At 60.7% G+C, this 18,048-nt stretch carries 18 protein-coding genes and 1 pseudogene; 9 read left to right on the top strand and 10 right to left on the bottom strand.

Features of this window, described 5'->3' with window-relative positions:
- Nucleotides 1-11: 11 nt before the first annotated feature.
- On the top strand, nucleotides 12-173 hold the full coding sequence (locus AC1DRE_RS23575) for a hypothetical protein (protein WP_476986906.1): 162 nt from the start codon (nucleotides 12-14) through the stop codon (nucleotides 171-173).
- Between the two features lie 106 nt (nucleotides 174-279).
- On the opposite strand, the gene AC1DRE_RS23580 is transcribed toward AC1DRE_RS23575, so the two are convergent.
- From AC1DRE_RS23580 to AC1DRE_RS23590, 3 genes are all read right to left on the bottom strand, one after another.
- Nucleotides 280-489: a dodecin gene (locus AC1DRE_RS23580; RefSeq protein ID WP_476986907.1), complete on the bottom strand. Its 210-nt coding sequence runs from the start codon at nucleotides 487-489 to the stop codon at nucleotides 280-282.
- A gap of 517 nt (nucleotides 490-1,006) precedes the next feature.
- The gene (locus tag AC1DRE_RS23585) at nucleotides 1,007-1,462 is read right to left on the bottom strand and encodes an SRPBCC family protein (RefSeq protein WP_476986908.1); all 456 of its coding nucleotides are present in this window, start codon (nucleotides 1,460-1,462) and stop codon (nucleotides 1,007-1,009) included.
- Between the two features lie 190 nt (nucleotides 1,463-1,652).
- Nucleotides 1,653-3,269, bottom strand: coding sequence for an aldehyde dehydrogenase (locus AC1DRE_RS23590; protein WP_476986909.1), 1,617 nt, complete (start codon nucleotides 3,267-3,269; stop codon nucleotides 1,653-1,655).
- Between the two features lie 716 nt (nucleotides 3,270-3,985).
- Between AC1DRE_RS23590 and AC1DRE_RS23595 the strand changes: the two genes are divergently transcribed.
- The 3 genes from AC1DRE_RS23595 (at nucleotide 3,986) to AC1DRE_RS23605 (ending at nucleotide 8,337) form a co-directional block, all read left to right on the top strand.
- Nucleotides 3,986-5,512: a sugar ABC transporter ATP-binding protein gene (locus AC1DRE_RS23595; protein WP_476986910.1), complete on the top strand. Its 1,527-nt coding sequence runs from the start codon at nucleotides 3,986-3,988 to the stop codon at nucleotides 5,510-5,512.
- Complete coding sequence (locus tag AC1DRE_RS23600; RefSeq protein WP_476986911.1) at nucleotides 5,505-6,629, top strand: ABC transporter permease; 1,125 nt, start codon at nucleotides 5,505-5,507, stop codon at nucleotides 6,627-6,629. Before AC1DRE_RS23595 ends, AC1DRE_RS23600 begins: the two co-directional genes overlap by 8 nt.
- Nucleotides 6,630-7,215: 586 nt before the next feature.
- On the top strand, nucleotides 7,216-8,337 hold the full coding sequence (locus AC1DRE_RS23605) for a sugar ABC transporter substrate-binding protein (RefSeq protein ID WP_476986912.1): 1,122 nt from the start codon (nucleotides 7,216-7,218) through the stop codon (nucleotides 8,335-8,337).
- Nucleotides 8,338-8,623: 286 nt separating this feature from the next.
- On the opposite strand, the pseudogene AC1DRE_RS23610 reads toward AC1DRE_RS23605, so the two are convergent.
- Nucleotides 8,624-8,962, bottom strand: a pseudogene (locus AC1DRE_RS23610) (aspartate 1-decarboxylase).
- Nucleotides 8,963-9,073: 111 nt separating this feature from the next.
- On the bottom strand, nucleotides 9,074-9,289 hold the full coding sequence (locus AC1DRE_RS23615; protein ID WP_476986924.1) for a hypothetical protein: 216 nt from the start codon (nucleotides 9,287-9,289) through the stop codon (nucleotides 9,074-9,076).
- Nucleotides 9,290-9,476: 187 nt separating this feature from the next.
- Here AC1DRE_RS23615 and AC1DRE_RS23620 point away from each other — a divergent pair, with 187 nt between their 5' ends.
- The 3 genes from AC1DRE_RS23620 to AC1DRE_RS23630 all read left to right on the top strand — a co-directional run bounded on the left by AC1DRE_RS23620 (nucleotide 9,477) and on the right by AC1DRE_RS23630 (nucleotide 12,552).
- Nucleotides 9,477-9,686 carry a hypothetical protein gene (locus tag AC1DRE_RS23620; protein WP_476986913.1) on the top strand — a complete coding sequence of 70 codons (210 nt, stop codon included), beginning with the start codon at nucleotides 9,477-9,479 and terminating at the stop codon, nucleotides 9,684-9,686.
- Between the two features lie 587 nt (nucleotides 9,687-10,273).
- Entirely contained in the window at nucleotides 10,274-11,611 is a 1,338-nt protein-coding gene (locus AC1DRE_RS23625) for an NtaA/DmoA family FMN-dependent monooxygenase (protein ID WP_476986914.1), read from the top strand.
- A 194-nt stretch (nucleotides 11,612-11,805) separates the two neighbouring features.
- Nucleotides 11,806-12,552 (top strand): NADPH-dependent F420 reductase, encoded by a 747-nt coding sequence (locus AC1DRE_RS23630; RefSeq protein ID WP_476986915.1) that lies wholly within the window; start codon nucleotides 11,806-11,808, stop codon nucleotides 12,550-12,552.
- A gap of 480 nt (nucleotides 12,553-13,032) precedes the next feature.
- Here the strand turns inward: AC1DRE_RS23630 and AC1DRE_RS23635 are convergent, their stop codons facing one another.
- The 3 genes from AC1DRE_RS23635 to AC1DRE_RS23645 form a co-directional block, all read right to left on the bottom strand.
- Nucleotides 13,033-13,710 (bottom strand): hypothetical protein, encoded by a 678-nt coding sequence (locus AC1DRE_RS23635; RefSeq protein WP_476986916.1) that lies wholly within the window; start codon nucleotides 13,708-13,710, stop codon nucleotides 13,033-13,035.
- An 87-nt stretch (nucleotides 13,711-13,797) separates the two neighbouring features.
- Nucleotides 13,798-13,935 (bottom strand): hypothetical protein, encoded by a 138-nt coding sequence (locus AC1DRE_RS23640; RefSeq protein WP_476986917.1) that lies wholly within the window; start codon nucleotides 13,933-13,935, stop codon nucleotides 13,798-13,800.
- A 285-nt stretch (nucleotides 13,936-14,220) separates the two neighbouring features.
- The gene (locus tag AC1DRE_RS23645) at nucleotides 14,221-14,607 is read right to left on the bottom strand and encodes a MerR family transcriptional regulator (protein ID WP_476986918.1); all 387 of its coding nucleotides are present in this window, start codon (nucleotides 14,605-14,607) and stop codon (nucleotides 14,221-14,223) included.
- A gap of 462 nt (nucleotides 14,608-15,069) precedes the next feature.
- Between AC1DRE_RS23645 and AC1DRE_RS23650 the strand changes: the two genes are divergently transcribed.
- Nucleotides 15,070-15,384: a Gfo/Idh/MocA family oxidoreductase gene (locus tag AC1DRE_RS23650; RefSeq protein WP_476986919.1), complete on the top strand. Its 315-nt coding sequence runs from the start codon at nucleotides 15,070-15,072 to the stop codon at nucleotides 15,382-15,384.
- A complete protein-coding gene (locus AC1DRE_RS23655) occupies nucleotides 15,348-16,034 on the top strand; it encodes a Gfo/Idh/MocA family protein (protein WP_476986920.1) in 687 nt (228 codons plus the stop codon). Before AC1DRE_RS23650 ends, AC1DRE_RS23655 begins: the two co-directional genes overlap by 37 nt.
- 633 nt (nucleotides 16,035-16,667) lie before the next feature.
- Here the strand turns inward: AC1DRE_RS23655 and AC1DRE_RS23660 are convergent.
- Entirely contained in the window at nucleotides 16,668-17,747 is a 1,080-nt protein-coding gene (locus AC1DRE_RS23660) for a tartrate dehydrogenase (protein WP_476986921.1), read from the bottom strand.
- A gap of 42 nt (nucleotides 17,748-17,789) precedes the next feature.
- The coding region (locus AC1DRE_RS23665; RefSeq protein WP_476986922.1) for an NAD(P)-dependent oxidoreductase at nucleotides 17,790-18,048 on the bottom strand (259 nt) is incomplete at its 5' end.

The raw sequence follows: 18,048 nt of genomic DNA on the forward strand, positions 1-18,048 counted from the left end.
AGCCCTGAACCGTGGACCTAAACCAGCACCACCAAGTTCTTGACCTCGTAGCCTTCGGCGATGGACCCGGCGCAGCCGAACTTGCCCCACCCGCATTGTCAACAGCCTCAGTAACCGGAGCCCTGGAGGAACGCGAGAACGTCCAGGCGGTAACTCTGGAGAAGACCGTCTAATATTCAAGCGATGCTAGGGCCCGGCCACTACCGGATGCCCTTGTACTGCAAACGATATTCACCCCGAGATGCAAAACCCCCACAGAGGCCGCCAAGTTAGACGCAATCATTCTTCAAGACGGAAACCGAGCTTAATGGTGACCTGCCAAGAAGCTACTTTGCCCTCCTCCAGGTGGCCCCGAATTTCTTTTACCTCAAACCAGTCAAGCTTTCTAAGGGTCTTAGATGCCTTGGTGATGCCGCTTCTAACGGCGTCGTCCACGCCCAGATCCGACGTGCCGACAATTTCAGAAATACTGTACGTGTGATTGGACAACTTCGCTCCTCGTGATTGCAATGCGATTCCCGGCTACGGACGGTTCTTGAAGCCTGCTGGACACTATAAAATGGTTGGTCTATGTCCGGAAATTCTGTTCAGAACCGTCACCTCGGATGGGCTGACACTCCGAGGCGACTTGCCTCAGGCTGCAATGCCTCCGGCCAACGGTCCCGTGATTACTTGAGGCCGAATAGGACTTCGTCATAATCGGTTGCCGCTTCAGATTGCCATTTCTGACGCTTTTTTTCGCTCTTAACCCTGACTGAATAGAACCTATCTCAATCAGCCACCGGTTGTCTTCGCATCACTGAAAATTGGCGATGCCACCGATAGCGCAGATCACCACCCCAAATGCCAGCGCAAGCCTATTTAGACCACTCCTCCACCAATTTTCAATGACGGATAACATAGGCTGCGGGCCCTCTTTATGGGCCTGATGGTGCTGACAAATAATGTAAATCTATTGCCAGAAGAGGCTCCGCTGAATTCTACCGGTGGTCTCGTAGGGAGAACCCTAGGATCGATCAGCCGACGCGGCGTCTGCGGGCATGGGCGCTTCCTGTCCGGTCTCCAGGACGTTGACCAAATCAGACCACAGCATGTCCATAAACTCACCGTCGAGTTCCACCGCCCACGAATCCGGAGCGACGTCAGTGATCCACTCGAAGCGGCAGCGACCGTCGCCGGTGTCGAAGACCCGCATGGACGCATGGTGGTAGGTCGCCTTCCAGAAGGGCGACTCGAGCACGCTGTAAGACGCGTACATGTGTTCCGGATCGATCGTGATGTTCAGTTCCGGCTGCTCAAGGCCTCCGCCGATGTCGGAGACCACGGTTCGCAATGAACCTTCGATTCGATTCTCTTTGATGAAGCTGAACACGCGAATGTCGGCCCGCATGAAGCGATCGACAATGTTCCAGGCGGCAGCCGGAGAGACGCTCAGGTTTGCTGATTTGAAGATAATTGCCACGGGTGGGCCTTTCGATTGTCCCGCTGAGGTGGGACGGATGTGATTTGTGAAATATTTGCGGGGAGCGGGCAGGGCTGCAGGTTGCTAGGATCTGAATCCTGCCGCTGTGCCTCCCCTAGATGGCCGCGACGGGGGTGCTCGACTCATTGGGAGCCGAGCACCCCGTCGCGTCAGGTTCCGAACGTTTTGCTCACGCTTCCCGACTTCCCGGTCCGTCACCACGGCGCACTCCGCGGACGATGTCCTCTGGCAGCTGCTTGCCCGGGTCTATGGAGATGGTGCGGCTGTGGAGATATTCGTCCACCGCCGTGGGGCCGTGCTCGCGTCCGATTCCTGATTTGCCGTATCCGCCGAAGGGCGAACCGAGGTCGGCGGTGACGGTGTTGACTGAGAAGGTCCCTGTTCGGATGCGGCGGGCTACTTCAAAGCCGTGGGTGTCGTCGGCGGTGAATACTGATCCGGCCAGGCCGTAGGGGCTTTCGTTCGCGATGCGGATGGCGTCTTCCTCGCCGTTGTGCGGTATGAGCACAGCGACTGGGCCGAACACCTCCTCGCGGGCGATTTTCATGTCGTTGTGGGCATCCGTGATGAGTGTGGGTTCGTAGTACCACCCCTGCGACAGTTCCGAGGGCCGCTGTCCGCCGGCAGCTACGGTGGCTCCTTCAGCTCGGGCCTCCTCGACGAGTGACTCGACGCGATCTCGTTGCCTGGCTGACACGAGCGGGCCGATCACGGTGTCAGGCTCCATGGGATCGCCGACTTTCAAGGACTTATACGCCTGCGTGAGGGCCTCGGAGTACGCCTCGTACTGTTGGGCCGGCACGATGAGCCTGGTCAGTGCAACACAGACCTGTCCCGAGTTGGCCCCGACGCTGGCGCCGACCAGCATTGGCACGACATCTTCGAGTCGGGCATCGTCGAGGACGATCGCGGCGGACTTGCCGCCCAGTTCGAGCACGACCGGCCGAACCAACGCACCACAGGCGGCAGCGACCTTGGCGCCGACCGCATCTGAGCCGGTGAAGCTGACCATGTCGACACCTGGGTGCTCGACCAGGTACGCCGACTCGTCAGCGGCTGCGGCCACGATGTTCACGACCCCTGGCGGGAGACCCGCTTCCTCGAAGATCTCGCCATAGATGAAGGTTGCCAATGGGTTGGGTTCCGGAACCTTGAGCACAACCGTGCACCCCGCGATCAGCGCCGGAGCCAGTTTCTGTCCGACTGCGGCGAAGGCAAAGTTGTAGGCTGGGAACGATGCCACCACGCCTATGGGCTCACGGATCACCAGGCTGTTGCCTGCCATCGGGACCGTGGGGCCGCCGGCCGAGCCACCAGTGAAAGACGTGAGGTCACTGATCCGCACTTCCTCAAGTTCCAGCGTGCGTCCCACCTCCGCGAAGTAGTTAAAGCTCATCACCGGCGCTACGACCATGTAATACTGTGAAAGCGGCAGAGAACAGCCGAGTTCCTCGGTGATCAGCGGCGCCAGTTCGTGCTGTCGCTTCTCGATCCCCGTAGCGATACGACTCAGGTACTCCGCCCGCTCCGAAGGGTTCATCCGAGGCCAGGGGCCCTCGTCGAAGGCCCGGCGCGCAGCGGCGACCGCGTCGTCAATGTCTTCCCGCGACGCGGCAGCGACACGTCCAACCTGCTTTTCCGAGCGCGGGGAAATTACATCAAAGGATCGATCGGATTTGGCGGAGCGCCACGTCCCGTCGATGAAGAAGGTATTGTGCTCACCGTTTGCATCAGTAGCCCTTCTTGATCCCGCAACCAAGGCAACCTTGTCTTCGAGCATTCCCATGACTCTCCTTTGAGTTTCTTCTCGCGATCCGCATCAAGCCCACGAGCGCTGAAGAAGTTCGCGAGCTGTACGAACGGGCTAAGACCCGTTCCTTTTGGAATCGTAGTCAACATTGGTGCAAGAGCGCAAGCATCCGTGCTTCACCGTCCAGCTACCGACCAAAACCGCCCCCGCTCGGTCTAGCGCGGATCAGCCAGCCAAGGAAGAATGCCCGACCCTTGTTCGCAGGCAGGGACACACCCCTCTGGGCCGTGTCCACTGCAGGGAAGCTGCTTGCCTGGCGTGACAGTCCGGAACGCGCTGCCTACGGCTTGGGAAAATTCAAAACATGTGCACCATGTGTCGCACGCCACAAATTGTATGTATGATGCAACCAAAGATCCGATGGTCTTCGCCTCGTTGTCGGAAGTAGACAAGAAATCACTCAGTCCGGCGAACTAAACGTGAGGCAATGATTTGTCTGTCAAAGGAGATGTGATGAATTTTCGGATGGTGGCTGCGGCCCCACTGCTGTTCCCGGCGCCTGCCGCCGCCTCTTGGGAACGGGATTGGAGCGCCTTGCAACACTCGGGGGAGCCAATGCTCGGAGCTGTTGGGCCAGGCGCGTGGGCCTGGGATGTGCATGTCTCGGATAAGCCGGTCCCGTCCAGCGCCCCCGGCCAGGACTGCCAGGCAACCGACAAGGTGTGGGTCGCTTCGTGAATTCCCCGTCCCCCATGGGTACCCCCAAGCTTCTCCTAGAGGGTTTGACGAAGACGTTTCAGGGTCAGCGTGCGTTGAACGAGGTCAAATTCGAACTGAGAGCGGGCGAAATCCACTGTTTGCTCGGCCAGAATGGGTCCGGGAAGTCAACCCTCATCAAAGTCTTGGCTGGATATCACTCTCCCGAACCCGGTTGGACCGCCACGGTATCCGGTACGCCTTTCGACCTTGGATCCTCTGCTGCTGCACGTGATCTTGGGTTGCGCTTCATCCACCAGGATCTGGCTCTCATCGACGAGCTTTCCGTCTACGACAACCTTGCCCTTGGCAGCGAGTACTCAGGTCGTTTCTGGCTTTCAGAGAGACGCGAGCGACGCCGTGCCAAAGAGATTTTCGCTAAATACGGCGTCGACATCGATGTCTCAGCGCCTCTGGGAAAACTAGACGCTGCGAGCCGAACGATGACGGCAATTGTGCGGGCTCTACACCACGGTGATGCTGCCCGCGGAATCCTTGTCCTCGATGAACCGACGGCGTCGCTCTCCGAGGTGGGCAAAGACCACCTTTTCGCGATGCTGCGCGACGTGAAAGCCCAAGGCGGAACGTTGCTCTATGTGACCCACAGGCTACACGAGGTCTTTGAGCTCGCTGATCGCGTCACCGTTCTCCGCGATGGCCGTAGCGTTGCCACACGTGAGGTCAAAGAGCTTGACCATGACAGCCTGGTCGAGCTCATCCTGGGCCGCCCGGTAGAGACGTTCTATCCCGAGCCGCCTACCCCGGGGAAAGACACCGTACTCGAAGTCTCAGGACTGCGTGGCGGAGGCATCAAGGATTTCTCCTGCACCGTGATGGCGAACGAAATCGTCGGGGTCGTCGGTCTTGCGGGCTCCGGTGTCGAGGACATCCCGAAGCTGATATTTGGGGCGGGCAACCGAGAAGCGGGCGAATTCAAACTCGATGGTATTCCCTGCACGCCAGGCTCTCCCTGGGAAGCCATCCGGGCGGGGTTCGCGTTCGTGCCCGGTGATCGCAAGCGCCTCGGTGGCGTGGCTGAATGGACGCTTCGCGAGAATCTCACCCTTCCAAAGATCCTCGGCCGCGGGCCCCTACGATGGCTGGCACGGCGGCATGAGGCACGGGATGTCGCCCCATTGCTGGGGCAACTGGCTGTGAAGCCAAGCGATACCGAGGCTAGATTCTCCTCCCTAAGCGGCGGCAACCAGCAGAAGATCATGATCGCGCGGTGGCTGCGGTGTGGAGCGCGCGTCTACCTGCTAGATGAACCGACTGCAGGCGTCGATGTTGGAGCCAAGACCGCGATCTATAATGCCCTCCGCGGGGTAGCGTCAGACGGCGCCGCAGTCCTGATGGCGACGTCTGACCTCGAAGAAGCCTGCGCGGTTTGTGACCGCGTATATGTCATTCACGACGGACGCGTTGAGGTCGTCCTTAGCGGCGACCGCCTAACCGTCGACAACCTGCTGGCGGAGATGCTCCGGCCGGCCACCGCAACACAGGAGAACCTGACACATGCCTGAGACAAGTAATCGCGTCCAACAATCGGACGCCGTCGTGGACCGTAATCCGACTTCCACCCTTGCGGGGGACCTCTCCGTCGAACCCGTTACGGGGCGGACGCTGCGGGGTATGCGTTTCAGCTTGCCCCAGCTGCAACTAGGGAAATTCTCCGGACTGTTCATCTTCGTTGGAATCTTCTGCGTATTCGCCCTGTGGGTTCCGGACTCATTCTTGACGGCGTCAACGTGGAAAACGATCGCTCAGGGCCAGGCAATCACAGCATTTCTGGCCATAGCCATACTCTTCCCGCTCGCCGCCGGTGCGTTTGACCTTTCAGCGGCCCAGAACATGGGTTTCAGCGCGCTCGTATGTGGCGCATTGATGAGTCGCGAGACGCAACTAGACCTCGTTCCTGCGGTGGCCTTGACGCTGCTCGTCGGCGCAACCATCGGTGCTCTCAACGGGCTCCTGGTAGGTATTGTGAAGTTGGACAGCTTCATCGCTACGCTCGGTACAACGTCCCTGCTCGTCGGGGCCGCGGCAATTGTCGGAAACGGGGAGTACCTGGGGCCCTTGCCCGGTTCACTCACGTCCCTGACATCTGGAGCGTTATTCGGAGTTCCTGTGCTCACGGTCTACGTCATAGTCATCGCTTTCCTCGGGTGGTACGTGCTCGAGCACACGCCTTTGGGGCGCCGCGTGTACGCCACCGGGGCAAATCGGGACGCGGCTCGCTTGGCCGGCATTCGGACGACGCGCTTCACGTTTTGGAGTTTTGTCATCTGTGGCACTGGCGCGAGTCTCGCGGGAGTGCTCTTGGCTTCGAACCTCAACACTGTTAACCAGTCGTTGGGACCTCAGTACCTCCTGCCTGCCTTTGCCGCGGCTTTTCTCGGGACGACCCAGCTCAAGCCTGGGCGCTTCAACGTCTGGGGCACACTCCTCGCAATCTGCCTGCTCGGAACGGGTGTCCAGGGCCTTCAACTCGCCGGAGCGGATCTCTGGGTGACCGACGTTTTCAACGGCGTCGCCCTGATCGGCGCCATATCGATAGCGCTACTGATGCAGCGGGTTCGCGGTAAGCGTGAAGTCAAAGCCACCGAAACCGCCAACAACCCGGCTCAGCAAAGGACTTAGGCCTGGCGAGACGGGACGTTGGAACAGACTGCCCCTCACCGCCTTCGCCTGACGCCGCATCAAGGGCCACTGCGTCATGCCCATCGCCCCACCGCTCACGGGAACCAACCCCAACAGGCAGCGCGCAAGCAGCTCGACAAGATCATTGAGATTCCCATTGGTCTGGGACGCGCGGATTGATCTTGGGCGGGCTTTGGGAAATCAGCACCATCGGGTCCACGACCCCACGGGTGCGCCGGTCGCCGGTGCGATATGTTTCCGGCTGATCCGGCCAGCGGGCAGCGGTACCGCTATTTCGCGTTCCCAGCGGTCAGAAATTAGACGGTCAGTTTTTTGAGCAATCGCCTAGTTACTGCTGATTCTCTTGACACTCGCCTGGCAACTGAGTTCTACTGATTTTAGTTGTAGGCTACATCTTTTATCGAGTTCGCTAGTAAATCTGGCAACACGTGAGTCCAAAAACCCCTCCTCAGAGGGTTTGGCCTCGCCCCCGCGCTCGGTGTCGCCCTAGCTGCAACGTGAGCGGACAAAATGGCAGCGTCGCCGGGTTTGCTCCCAGCGTCATCTCTCCAATGGAGGAGTAAAAATGAAGAAGAAAGTATTTCGTGGGCAGATCGGGGCAGGAGCTGCAGTCATGCTTGCGGCCTCGTTGTTAGCCGGTTGCTCCTCGGCCGGCTCCTCAACCGGCTCACCGGACACGACGAGCGATTCGTCTGGTGGTTTCGCCGCTGCAAAGAAGGTCTCAGACGAACTTCTGAGCAACCCGGCACTGCAGATTGACCCGCTACCCAAGGCAGCCGAAAAGGGAGTTTCAGTTGCCGTTGTGAACTGCACTCTCCCCTCCTGTTCGCCCGGCGCGGGCACTGAACCAGCAGCAGCACTCGGATGGACCGTGCAAGACTTTCCATTCGACCTGACCAAAGGGCCAGCTGATTACGTTGAAGCCGTAAAGAGAGCGATAGCATCACAGCCCCAGGTCTTGCTAGTGACCTCCGTTTACCCGGAAACACTAATCCAAGACCAGATCGATGCTGCAGCCAAAGCCGGTGTCAAAGTGATCGACATCGGGGGAGAGCTCTCACCCGGCTTCGTCGCCTGCATCCAGTGCCAGCCAGCTCTGGAAGCGCAGGGCGCTGCACTCGCGGACGTTGCCTTGGCCGATGCCGCTGCCAAAACCTCGGTCGGCATTGTCATAGACAAAACGTTGGCGCCGATGGTCAATATGGGCCAGTCGGCAGCAGCGACGATCAAAGAAAATGGCGAGGGAAGCAAGTCAGAGGTGCTGGAGCTTAACGTTGCCGATAACCCGGCAGCTAATGCTGCACGCACGGTGAGCTTCCTGCAGCGTCATCCTGACGTGAAATACCTGCTTTACACCACGCCCAGCCTTTTGCTCGGTGCTGGCAGCGCCCTGAAAGCCGCCGGACTGGACGTGAAGACAATCAGCGTCAACCCCTCCAACGCAGGTGATGTCGCACTGATCCAAACCGGTGACGTGTACAAATGGGTCGGTGGCGAAAGCAGCGGCGGCGCATTCGTATGGCGCGCATTTGACGCCGCAGCTCGCGCGGTGCAAAATGCGCCAATCGACCCCAAAGAGCCAGTGACAGCGATGCGTCTCATCACAAAAGACAATGCCGCGCCAACACTTGGCGCACCCACCGACTTCAAGAGCATCTACGCGAAGGCCTGGGGCGTTAAACAGTAGTATCCATTTTCATCAGCTTCATCAGGCGGAGGTTCCTCATCAGGGACCTCCGCTTGGTGCTTGCGCCCAAGGCGCTATAAGCGGCCTTTATGAGTCTAGTGTCAGGACATGGGTGCCGAGCGAGAATTGCACGAACTTGCTGTTTTGATATGAGCGCTTGTGGCGCCACGCGAGTGTCAATGATGAGACGGATGCCGGGCAGGCAGTAGTTGTAAGCGGTGTTCCCGGGGGCAATTTTCTATCGCTGCGGGGAAGGCGGCGTAGTTTGGCGCGAAAAGGCTCCACATTATGAGGAACTGTCGTTGAGGGAAAACGGTGGGCGCAGCAAACCCGAAGTGAGGCCCTCGTCGGGGTCGTTGCCAAGCTTGATGACACAGCTGTTTTGGTCCACGTGCACCACTTTGGGCATGTGGCTTTTCGCTTCTTCCCCGCTCATCTGGGCGTAGGTAATCAGGATGATTGTGTCATTCTCTCGTACTAAGCGGGTGCCGCTCCATTGGTGCCGATGGCGCCGGAGCCGCGTTCACCGGCAATGGTAGGTCTCGCGGGCTCCGTTAGTTACGTTCAGGATGGCCACGAACTCGCCCGGCAGGATGTCGGCGGCATCAAGAAGGTCCAGGTCTATGGTGACGGACCCTACCTAATGCAGCTCTGTGCGTGACTGTGGCTCGGTGAATCTTTGACTTGAACATTGTTCGATTGAAAAGGCACCCGCTGTCAATGTTCATGAACTTGGTCAATGCAGCACGGAGGAGATCATGCGGCAAGCCATTTCTCCCCCTTCATTGAGTTCGACCCAAACTTCGTAACCTTCGACTTTGGCGAAAAGAGTTCTGCTGGCTAATTCGTCGGCGGCGAGCCATAGTGCCGAGGAATCCGGCATGGCGTCATCCACGTAGCCGGATCGCAGACACCGCATGTTTAGTCGGACTTCAACGAAAGCGCCAACCAATTGGCTCCAGTCCTCATGGCGGTAGGCATGCATCACAATCTCCAGGGGGGTGACGTCTGTTCACTAGAAACGGGACATGTGGGTTGGGCTTGTGCTGCCACCTAACCTCTCACTCAAGTTGGCAGCCACTCCGCACTTGATGTGCGCCGTCTCAGCACATCTTCCCAGCTAGGATGTTAGATGTATTATGCAATCAAATGCGCTGCAAGGTCAACAGCGACTGCAGCAGCAGGCTCGGCCCCCAAGCGAACAGTGGGTGACCGGCATGACTTACGTCAGCATCGGCGACCAGATCGCGCCGCACTCGGTCAGCGTAACGCCGATCTTCTGCCCGGGTGAAACCCTCGACTCGGGGCGCGAAACCAATGGGCATCAGCACCTTGTCGGCCTGAATTGAGCCGGGCTTGCCGTCCTTGCCCGGAGTTCGTTCAGGAACTTCCCGCGCCGGAGGCGGGAGTCACTCCAGCTTGACATTGCCATTAGTGTGAAGGTTGCAGGATTGATGAATGATGTATATGTCTCCGCACTCCGTGACACCCTTGATGGTGAGGCGCACTCTCGCAGGATTCGCGGGGCTTCTCGGTCGTCGCCGCCGAGATCGACGGCCGGATCATTGGGATGCCAGCCAACTCGCTCAATGCGTTTTCTTTAGATCCCTGGCTGATAGCCCGTGCGTTCGCGCACACGCTGGCCACATAACCCGAACTCCGCACCCGCCGCGCTGAGATATCAGCTTTTCGGTGAAGAGCAATCCGCCCACCTCAACGCCCTTCGGCGGTATGCCGATGAACGTTGTGTTGGGACCGGCGTGCGCATCCGGGACGTTCGCGACGATCGCCGTCGTGCCTCGCACCGTTGGTGAGGCGGGAGATCACGACCTCGTGCTCCACGAGGTGACCATCTGCACAGAGACGAGACGCAGCGGCCGCTCGTCTTCTTCGACAGCACGGCACACCTGCTGTCTTATTGAAAGGAAACGCCTACATGGCAGACAAGAAAATGATCCTCGGAATGACGCTGAACTCCGGCTACGGCAACATCTCGGGCGCGTGGCGGGCGCGGCAGGTGAACCCGGACAATTACGCGAACATCGAATCAAATATCCGCTACGCCCAGAGCGCCGAGCGGGGAGGATTCGCGTTCCTGTTCACCCCGGACTTCCCCGCCGTCCGCGGGGACGTCGAGTTCTCGGGCATCCAGAACATCATGGAACCGATGCTCGCGCTGGCCGCCATCTCACAGGCCACCAACCGCATCGGACTCATCGCGACAGGGTCGACGACCTTCCAGGAGCCGTTCAACACGGCGCGCCAGTTCAAAGCTCTCGACGTGATGAGTCATGGTCGCGCCGGATGGAACGGGGTCACCACAAGCGACCCGATGGTCTCTGCCAACTACGGCCGACCGGTTGCCGACCGCAGCGAACGATACCAGCGAGCTGACGAGGCGATCCAGATCGTGCAGGCACTGTGGGGCAGCTGGGAGAAGGAGGCCTGGATCAAAGACCAGACGTCCGGCCGCTTCCTGGACGCATCGAAAGTTCGACCTGTCAATCTACAAGGCGAACATGTCGCCTCGCGCGGACCTCTGCCCATCCCACCGTCCGATCAAGGCCAGCCCGTCATCTTCGCCTCTGGGGGCCCGAGCCCGCACCTTCTCGAGCTCGCCGGCCGCTACGCCAGCGGCTTCATCGCCGAAGTGTGGACGATTGAGGAAGCCCGTGCCCAGCGTCAGATGGTGCGGGATGCCGCACAGCGCGCAGGGCGCAACCAGGACGAGATTAAGTACATCGCTGGACTCATGACCACGGTCGCCCCCACGATACGCGCGGGCCTTGACCGCCGTCTAGCAGTGGCAGGCGACGTCATCGAAGCCCGTCTGCCTCATGTCGGCGCCCTGCTGGGACTGCAGATCGACCCGAGCCGTTACGACGAGCCCCTCACACAAACCCAGCTGGCGGCAGCGCACGCTTCCCCGATGGACCCGCGTTCCGGGATCGTTCTGAAGGTTGCCCGCGAAGGCTGGTCTCCGCGAGACATCCTCGCCCATGGCGTGATCGACTTTCATCCGACCACGGTCGGCCCTGCAGAGGTACACGCAGATCACTTGCAGGAGTGGCTCGAAGCGGGAGCCGCCGACGGGTTCTGGATTTCTCCTGACATTTACGAGGACGGTGTTGACGCGTTCGTCGATGAGGTCGTTCCAGAACTGCGGGGTCGCGGGATCTTCCCCGAAGAGTACGTAGGCTCGACCCTGCGAGAGAATCTCGGCGTACCTGAACAGTACGGCCTCGACACCCGTGTCGCGGGCGGCACGTCCTGATCAGGCTAGCTTCGATGCGAGGGCGCCCGTAGGGCGCCCTCTGCGCAACCGGACCCTCCAACCCGGGCCTTTCCTCGACGGTGCTACCAACCAGTCAGCGGCATTACCTTGCACAGGCGTCGACACTGCGCCGGACAACGTCATCGCAACTCCCCTCCCCGTTACGACATATRCACTCCCACGAAAGGACTTCCATGCACATCGGAATCATAGGAGCAGGACCGTTCGGCACGACCCTGGCCCAGCGACTGAGTCAAGCAGGAAACCAAGTCAAGATCGCCAATTCGAAAGCCCCCGAGACGATCAATCCGCGCACCCTCCACGCCGGTACCAGGCCGGTGTGGGCAGCTGACGTCGCCACAGACACCGACGCCATCATCGTGGCGGTAAACTTCGGAAAAATTCCCTCAGTGGTCGATCTCGTTCGTCAGGCTCCAGCAGAAGCTGTGCTCATCGATGTAACGAACTACTTCCCAAAAAGCGATGGCGTCATTGGCGGGCTGGGCAGCGGCCAGACCGAGAGCCTCTGGGCGCAGACTCAATACGGGCGCCCGCTCGTCAAGGCATGGAGCACCATCATGGCAGAGTCGCTTGCAGACAAGGCCAGTGACGCGGGAACCGTCGGACGCATCGCGCTCCCAGTGGCCTCGGACGATGACGGACACCGGATGGCCGCCATGACCCTGGTAGAGCAGACAGGGTTCGACGCGATCGACGCCGGAAAGTTGGCCGACTCCTGGCGTCAGCAAGCAGGCACTCCGGCGTATTCGACCGACCTCACCGCGAACCAACTGCCGGCCGCTCTGGTCAACGCCGACGCACGTCGTGCGTCATTGCGCCGAGACCTCATGATCGCCATCCTCGACGAGCGAACTGAGGCTACTGGAAAACGGCCCGACGCCAACTTCGTAGTAGCACTCACTCGTCTGCTCTTCCAATAAGCCACGCTCAAACACGCGGGCCCCTGCAGCGATAAAGCTCAACGCGTTGGACTCCCCGTCATTCGTCGGGGTTGCCATGCTGCCTCGGCCCTGATTAATGTCGGCGGTGCGGAACCATCCTGGATGGAGTTTGCTGCCGTCGGAGCGATCATCGTTACGGGGCGCAGGCCGCCGACAGCCTCTGGGTCTCCTCGAACGTCTACGAGAACGGCATGGCGCGTCCGTTGGTGAGATCGTTCCCGAATTGCGCAAACTCGGAGTAATCGTCTCCCCGGCAGGACGGCCGGAAGTCCAGCCCGTTCTTCCCGCACAGGCCAACTCGCGCCGCTAGGTAGAGGGCTCTGAGACGGGTCCGCGGGAGGTCGAGGCAGGCTGCAGCATGTGGCCTTCTTCGCGAACAGCTAGTACTACCGAACGGTATCGGAGAGCGTAGCGAGCTCCGCACCACGCAGTTTGGTGGTGGCACCACATATGTTGTTTTCAAGATGGGCGACGCTTGAGGTTACTGGGAGAGGGGAAGGACGACCGGGCTCCTTTTGTGCGGGGAATGCACGGGTGTTCCGCCGCCAAGTTGGTGAGCAGGCTGGTTTCGCCGGTGACGAGGGGAACCAGGGAATAACCCGATGCCTCGCTCCACACCCGTTGCCCAGTTGTATGCTGATCAGCATCGTCCTCTTGCTGCTCATTGCGCATGAACCTTTCTTGCAGGCAGACGTGGACGTCCTGATGTGTCACGATGCGTCGATTGAACGACGCGCGGGGAAACCATCCCGGCGGGCGGCGGACGATGACGAGAACGACGACAAGTAGCACCAAGGTGGCGAACGGCAAAGCCCCGGAACCGAGACCGGAAAGGACGAGCCCGCCGAGAATCCCGCCCGCTGCAGTCCCGATGTTCAAGCCGGTGACGAGAAAGGATTGCGAGACATCAAAGGCTGTGCCGGCGGCGTTGGTGAGGGCTGTTTTCTGAAGACTTCCCGACCCGCCGAAAGCAGGACCCCACGCAGCGATACTGACCAAAACCGCAGCGGGCGAGGCGAAGGCCAGTCCGGGCACGACAACCTCGACGGCGAACACCGCGGTGCTACCCAGAATGAGCAGACGCAGACGCAAATCGCTGACAATTCCCGTCACCCACAGGCCAACGAGAGCGGCCACGCCGAACTCGAGAAGCGCGGCATGACACTAGTCCCTACCCCCGCGAAATCGAGGAACGACGCGATGTGAGGATAGCGCAGAGCAGGCCTACGTAATCCTGTCCGGGACGCCTACCGCCCTGGCGGCGAGGGTCAACGCGAAAACGGGCGACACGGCGACAGCGAGGCTCGTGACGATGTAGCCGCACAGCGCCATCACCAGGAGACGCCGACGCGGCCACCCCATAGTCGCCCCGATGATAGGGGTTGGCACCCAAGAGCGCTCCCAACGTGTAGAACGTGACGGTCTGCCGGGCCACCGCTTCGGTGACTCCAATTGTCACTGCTGAGAGCAGGCAGGACACCCGCAGGCAGCGTCTGGAGCCTGACCGCCAGGAACCCGGCGGTGGCTAGCGCAAGAAGCTAACAACAGGGAGACGCGTGGGCACAGAGACAGTCGCATCGGCGAAAGTCTGTGGCACCCCGATCTTGTAACAGTCAACTCGAGTGTAGGAACGGGACCCGACGCTGCTTAGCCGGCAGGTGCCTCGGATCTCCTCGCACCAACATCAACAGCGGCTATGTAACGGGAGAGAGCATCTCGATTCGAAGTCAAGAAGGCGATCTTCTGCGTCATGCGGTCGCGCTCCTGGACTAACAGATCGCGAAGCCCAGGCTCGATGTTCCGAACAACGATCGCTTGCTCCTGATCCAGGCACGGAAGGATTTCCAGAACGATACGCGACGGGATGCCCGAGTCGATCAAGCCACGAATCTTGCCCACCCGCTCCACCAGGTACTCGCCATAATGCCGGTAGCCATTCGCCTCACGAATCGGTTGAATGAGGCCCTGTTCCTCGTAGTAGCGCAGCATGCGCCGCGGCACTCCCGTTCGCGCGGAAAGTTCACCGATTCGCATCGCTCCTCCTCCTCCGGTACCTGACCTTCACACCAATGGTACCCCTTACCTCCGCGGGGATGTCTTCGACTACATCATTGCCGACACCGGCGTACGCATCTACTCTGCGTCGCCGCGACCCCCGGCAGCGGCAGCAATGAGAACACTGTGAGTATGAGACGTAGCCCGATGGCTGACGAGCGGCAATCCGGGAGCCTCTACTTGGTAAGTATTCTGATGAAGGGTAGGCGTTGCCTGCCACGCGATCAGGTAGCAGTAACGAATGAGCCGCGGTAAACCGCACGAGACTTGATAGAAGAGAACATCATCAGCCTTAAGGCCATTGGTTGAGGTACTGGGGCAACGGCGCCAGCGGGACGAATTCGACCGCGCCGCACACCTCTACGGGATCCAGAAACCTCCCCCGTTTGAACTCCCTGTTCTGGTCCAGGCTACGGAAGACCTTGGAGCAGACTCTCCACATTGGCGCCCAACTCGGCGCCCGCGGACGGTCGTCCACAAGGCCATGATGTCGAGTTTGCGGCCCTGATGTCCCGCCGTGAGGATCCGGGCAGCCCGGTCCGACGCTGGGGCTTCGGCTCCGCATACACGTCCGTCGAGGACATGCTGGATGCGCAGGACCTGGACGCAGTCTTCGTCCTGACGCCCCGATCCGAGCACGCCCACGCGGTCCAGCTGTGCCCTAACAACGACGTCGACGTTTTCTGCGAGAAGCTCCGGCCACCGAGGAGGCAGAACGTTTGGCGGACCTGGCCGACGAGCGCGGCCGCATCCTGATGGTCGACTTCAACCGCCGCTATGCACCCGTCCACACCGCCGGCCGTGAACTGTTCGGCACGAAAGGCGCTACCTTCTGCGTCGCGCAAAGAAACCGCCCCGGATCGGAATACCGCGCAACGTTCGAGAACGCCATTCACATGGTCGACCTGCTCCGCTGGTACTGCGGCGGCGAACCCGTGGACGTGGCCGCACACGCCGCAGGTGACGACCCCTGGGAAGAAGACGGCGTCGCAGCCATGATCGGCTTCAGCACCGGCAACACCGGAGTGCTCATGGCTGCCCGAACAGCAGGTGCCTGGAACGAAAAACTCGACGCCTATGGCGACGGCAAGACCGTGGAAGTCAGGGCCCCGGAAACCGTCTCGACCACTGTCCAGGGAGTCACCACATCACGCGAGCTCAGCGCCGAGGCGTACGGCTGGGCAACAGCGACCGACACTCTTGGCTTCTCAGCAGCAGTCCACCATTTCCTGGACCGGGTCGCCGACAGGGCGCAGCCACTGACCTCCGGCCGCGAAGCCGTCCATACCCAGCGGCTACTCGACCGGATCCTCTCCGCTTCAGTTTCCGGGGGCGGTCCTGGTTTGGTTGATCCGTACGACCAGTCCGTAGTTGGACGCGCGTCTATCCTTTCCTCCCATGCATAGGGTCAGTGCCGTTCCCGCTAAGAAAGGCGTCCCGAGCAGGCTTGCGGTAGATGAGGCGGATGCCGCGCCTCTCAGAGACGGGCCCGTCACCGACGGTCATTCCGCTGAACACAGCGACGAGCACGTTGGCGGCACTGGCGTGGTGGACGACGTAGCCGGCCGCTGCGGGCACCGGATGTCTGTCAGATTTGTGCGTCGTTCTGGTAGCGGAGTCAGCGCTGGGTTTGAGGGTCCGGAGTGCAACTTGGGGGACCGGGAACGGTTCAAAGTTTCGTGAGGAGATAAGCGACGGAGGAGCGCCGAGCGAAACTTTGGATCGAGCCCGGCGCAGAGCGCCCTGGTTGCGTGGAGGACCTGCCCAGCGATGATGGGGATCAGAATGACGTACAGCGAAGTTGCTTCTGGTGGTTCATGGAGGTGGGGGAGTGGGACGCCATGACGCCGTCGAAGCCTGCGGCCTTCGTCTGGAATCCGCAGCTCTCATCTCACCTGAATTGGTACTCGGCGAATGATGAAGGCTCTACCATCAGGCTGTGCTACAGGATGACATCCACGGCACCATCACCCAACTGAGCTAGCACGGAGACCATGACGCGGCACACCTCATAAAGGCGGCGGGGCCAGCCGATGGCGTCATGGTGCGGTCAGGGCAGATGCCACTGCTTTACCCAGTGTTTCTGTGGTGGCGTTGCCGCCCATGTCGGGGGTGAGTGCTTGGTGCCCTTGGGCGAGGACCGTTTCCATGGCGGTGGTGATGGCGGCCGCGGCTTCGGGGTCTCCCAGATGGTCGAGCATCATGGCGGCGCACCAGATTTGCCCGATGGGGTTGGCGATGCCTTTTCCGGCAATGTCCGGGGCGGAGCCGTGGACGGGTTCGAAGAGGCTGGGGAATTTGCGTTCGGGGTTGATGTTGCCGCTGGGGGCGATGCCGATGGTACCCGTGCATGCAGGGCCCAGATCAGAGAGGATGTCACCGAAGAGATTGCTGGCGACAACGACGTCGAACCAGTCGGGGTGCATGACAAAGTTAGCGGCCAGGATGTCGATGTGGTACTTGTCCACGTCGATCTCAGGATAGGTAGTGGACATGGCCTGCACACGCTCGTCCCAGTAGGGCATGGTGATGGAGATGCCGTTGCTCTTCGTGGCGGAGGTCAGGTGCTTCTTGGGCCGGCTTTGCGCAAGGTCGAAGGCGTACTTGAGGATCCGGTCCACACCGGTGCGGGTCATCACGGTTTCCTGGACAACGGTTTCGCGGTCGGTGCCTTCGAATATCTTCCCGCCGATGCTGGAGTATTCGCCTTCGGTGTTTTCGCGCACCACGTAGAAGTCGACATCGCCCGGGACCCGGCCGGTCAGGGGGCTGGGCACCCCGGGCAGCAGTTTGACGGGGCGGAGGCTGACGTACTGGTCGAAGTGGCGGCGGAACTGCAGGAGGCTTCCCCACAGCGAGATGTGGTCGGGGACGACGTCGGGCCATCCGACGGCGCCGAAGAAGATGGAATCGAACTGGTTCAGTTCTTCGAACCATCCGTCGGGCAGCATTTTCCCGTGTCGGGTGTAGTAGTCAGCCGAGGCGTAGTCGAAGTGTTCGTAGGTGAGGTTCAGGTCGAAGGCTGAGGCTGCGGCGTCTAGGACGCGCAGTCCTTCGGGCACGACTTCGGTGCCGATTCCGTCGCCGGGAATGACTGCGATGCGGTGGGGTTTCGACATCAGGATCCTTCTTCGTCTTAGTCAGGTTTTCGGGGATAGCGGTTAGCGGTCGACCGGGTGTGCCGGTTCGCGGTTTTCGAGGACGTCGATGACGGCGTGCGCGGCTGCCAAGCCGGCCCGTGTCCGGGCTTCGGTCGTTTGTCCGGCGAGGTGGGAGGTGATGAGCACGTTGTCCAGTCCCCGAAGGGGGCTGTCGCCTGGCAGGGGTTCGATCGCGAGCACGTCCAGCGCGGCGCCGGCGATGGTGCCGTCGGACAGAGCCTTGGCCAGAGCCCTTTCATCGACGAGTGAGCCGCGGGCC

Source organism: Arthrobacter sp. P4_H3 (assembly GCF_056400885.1).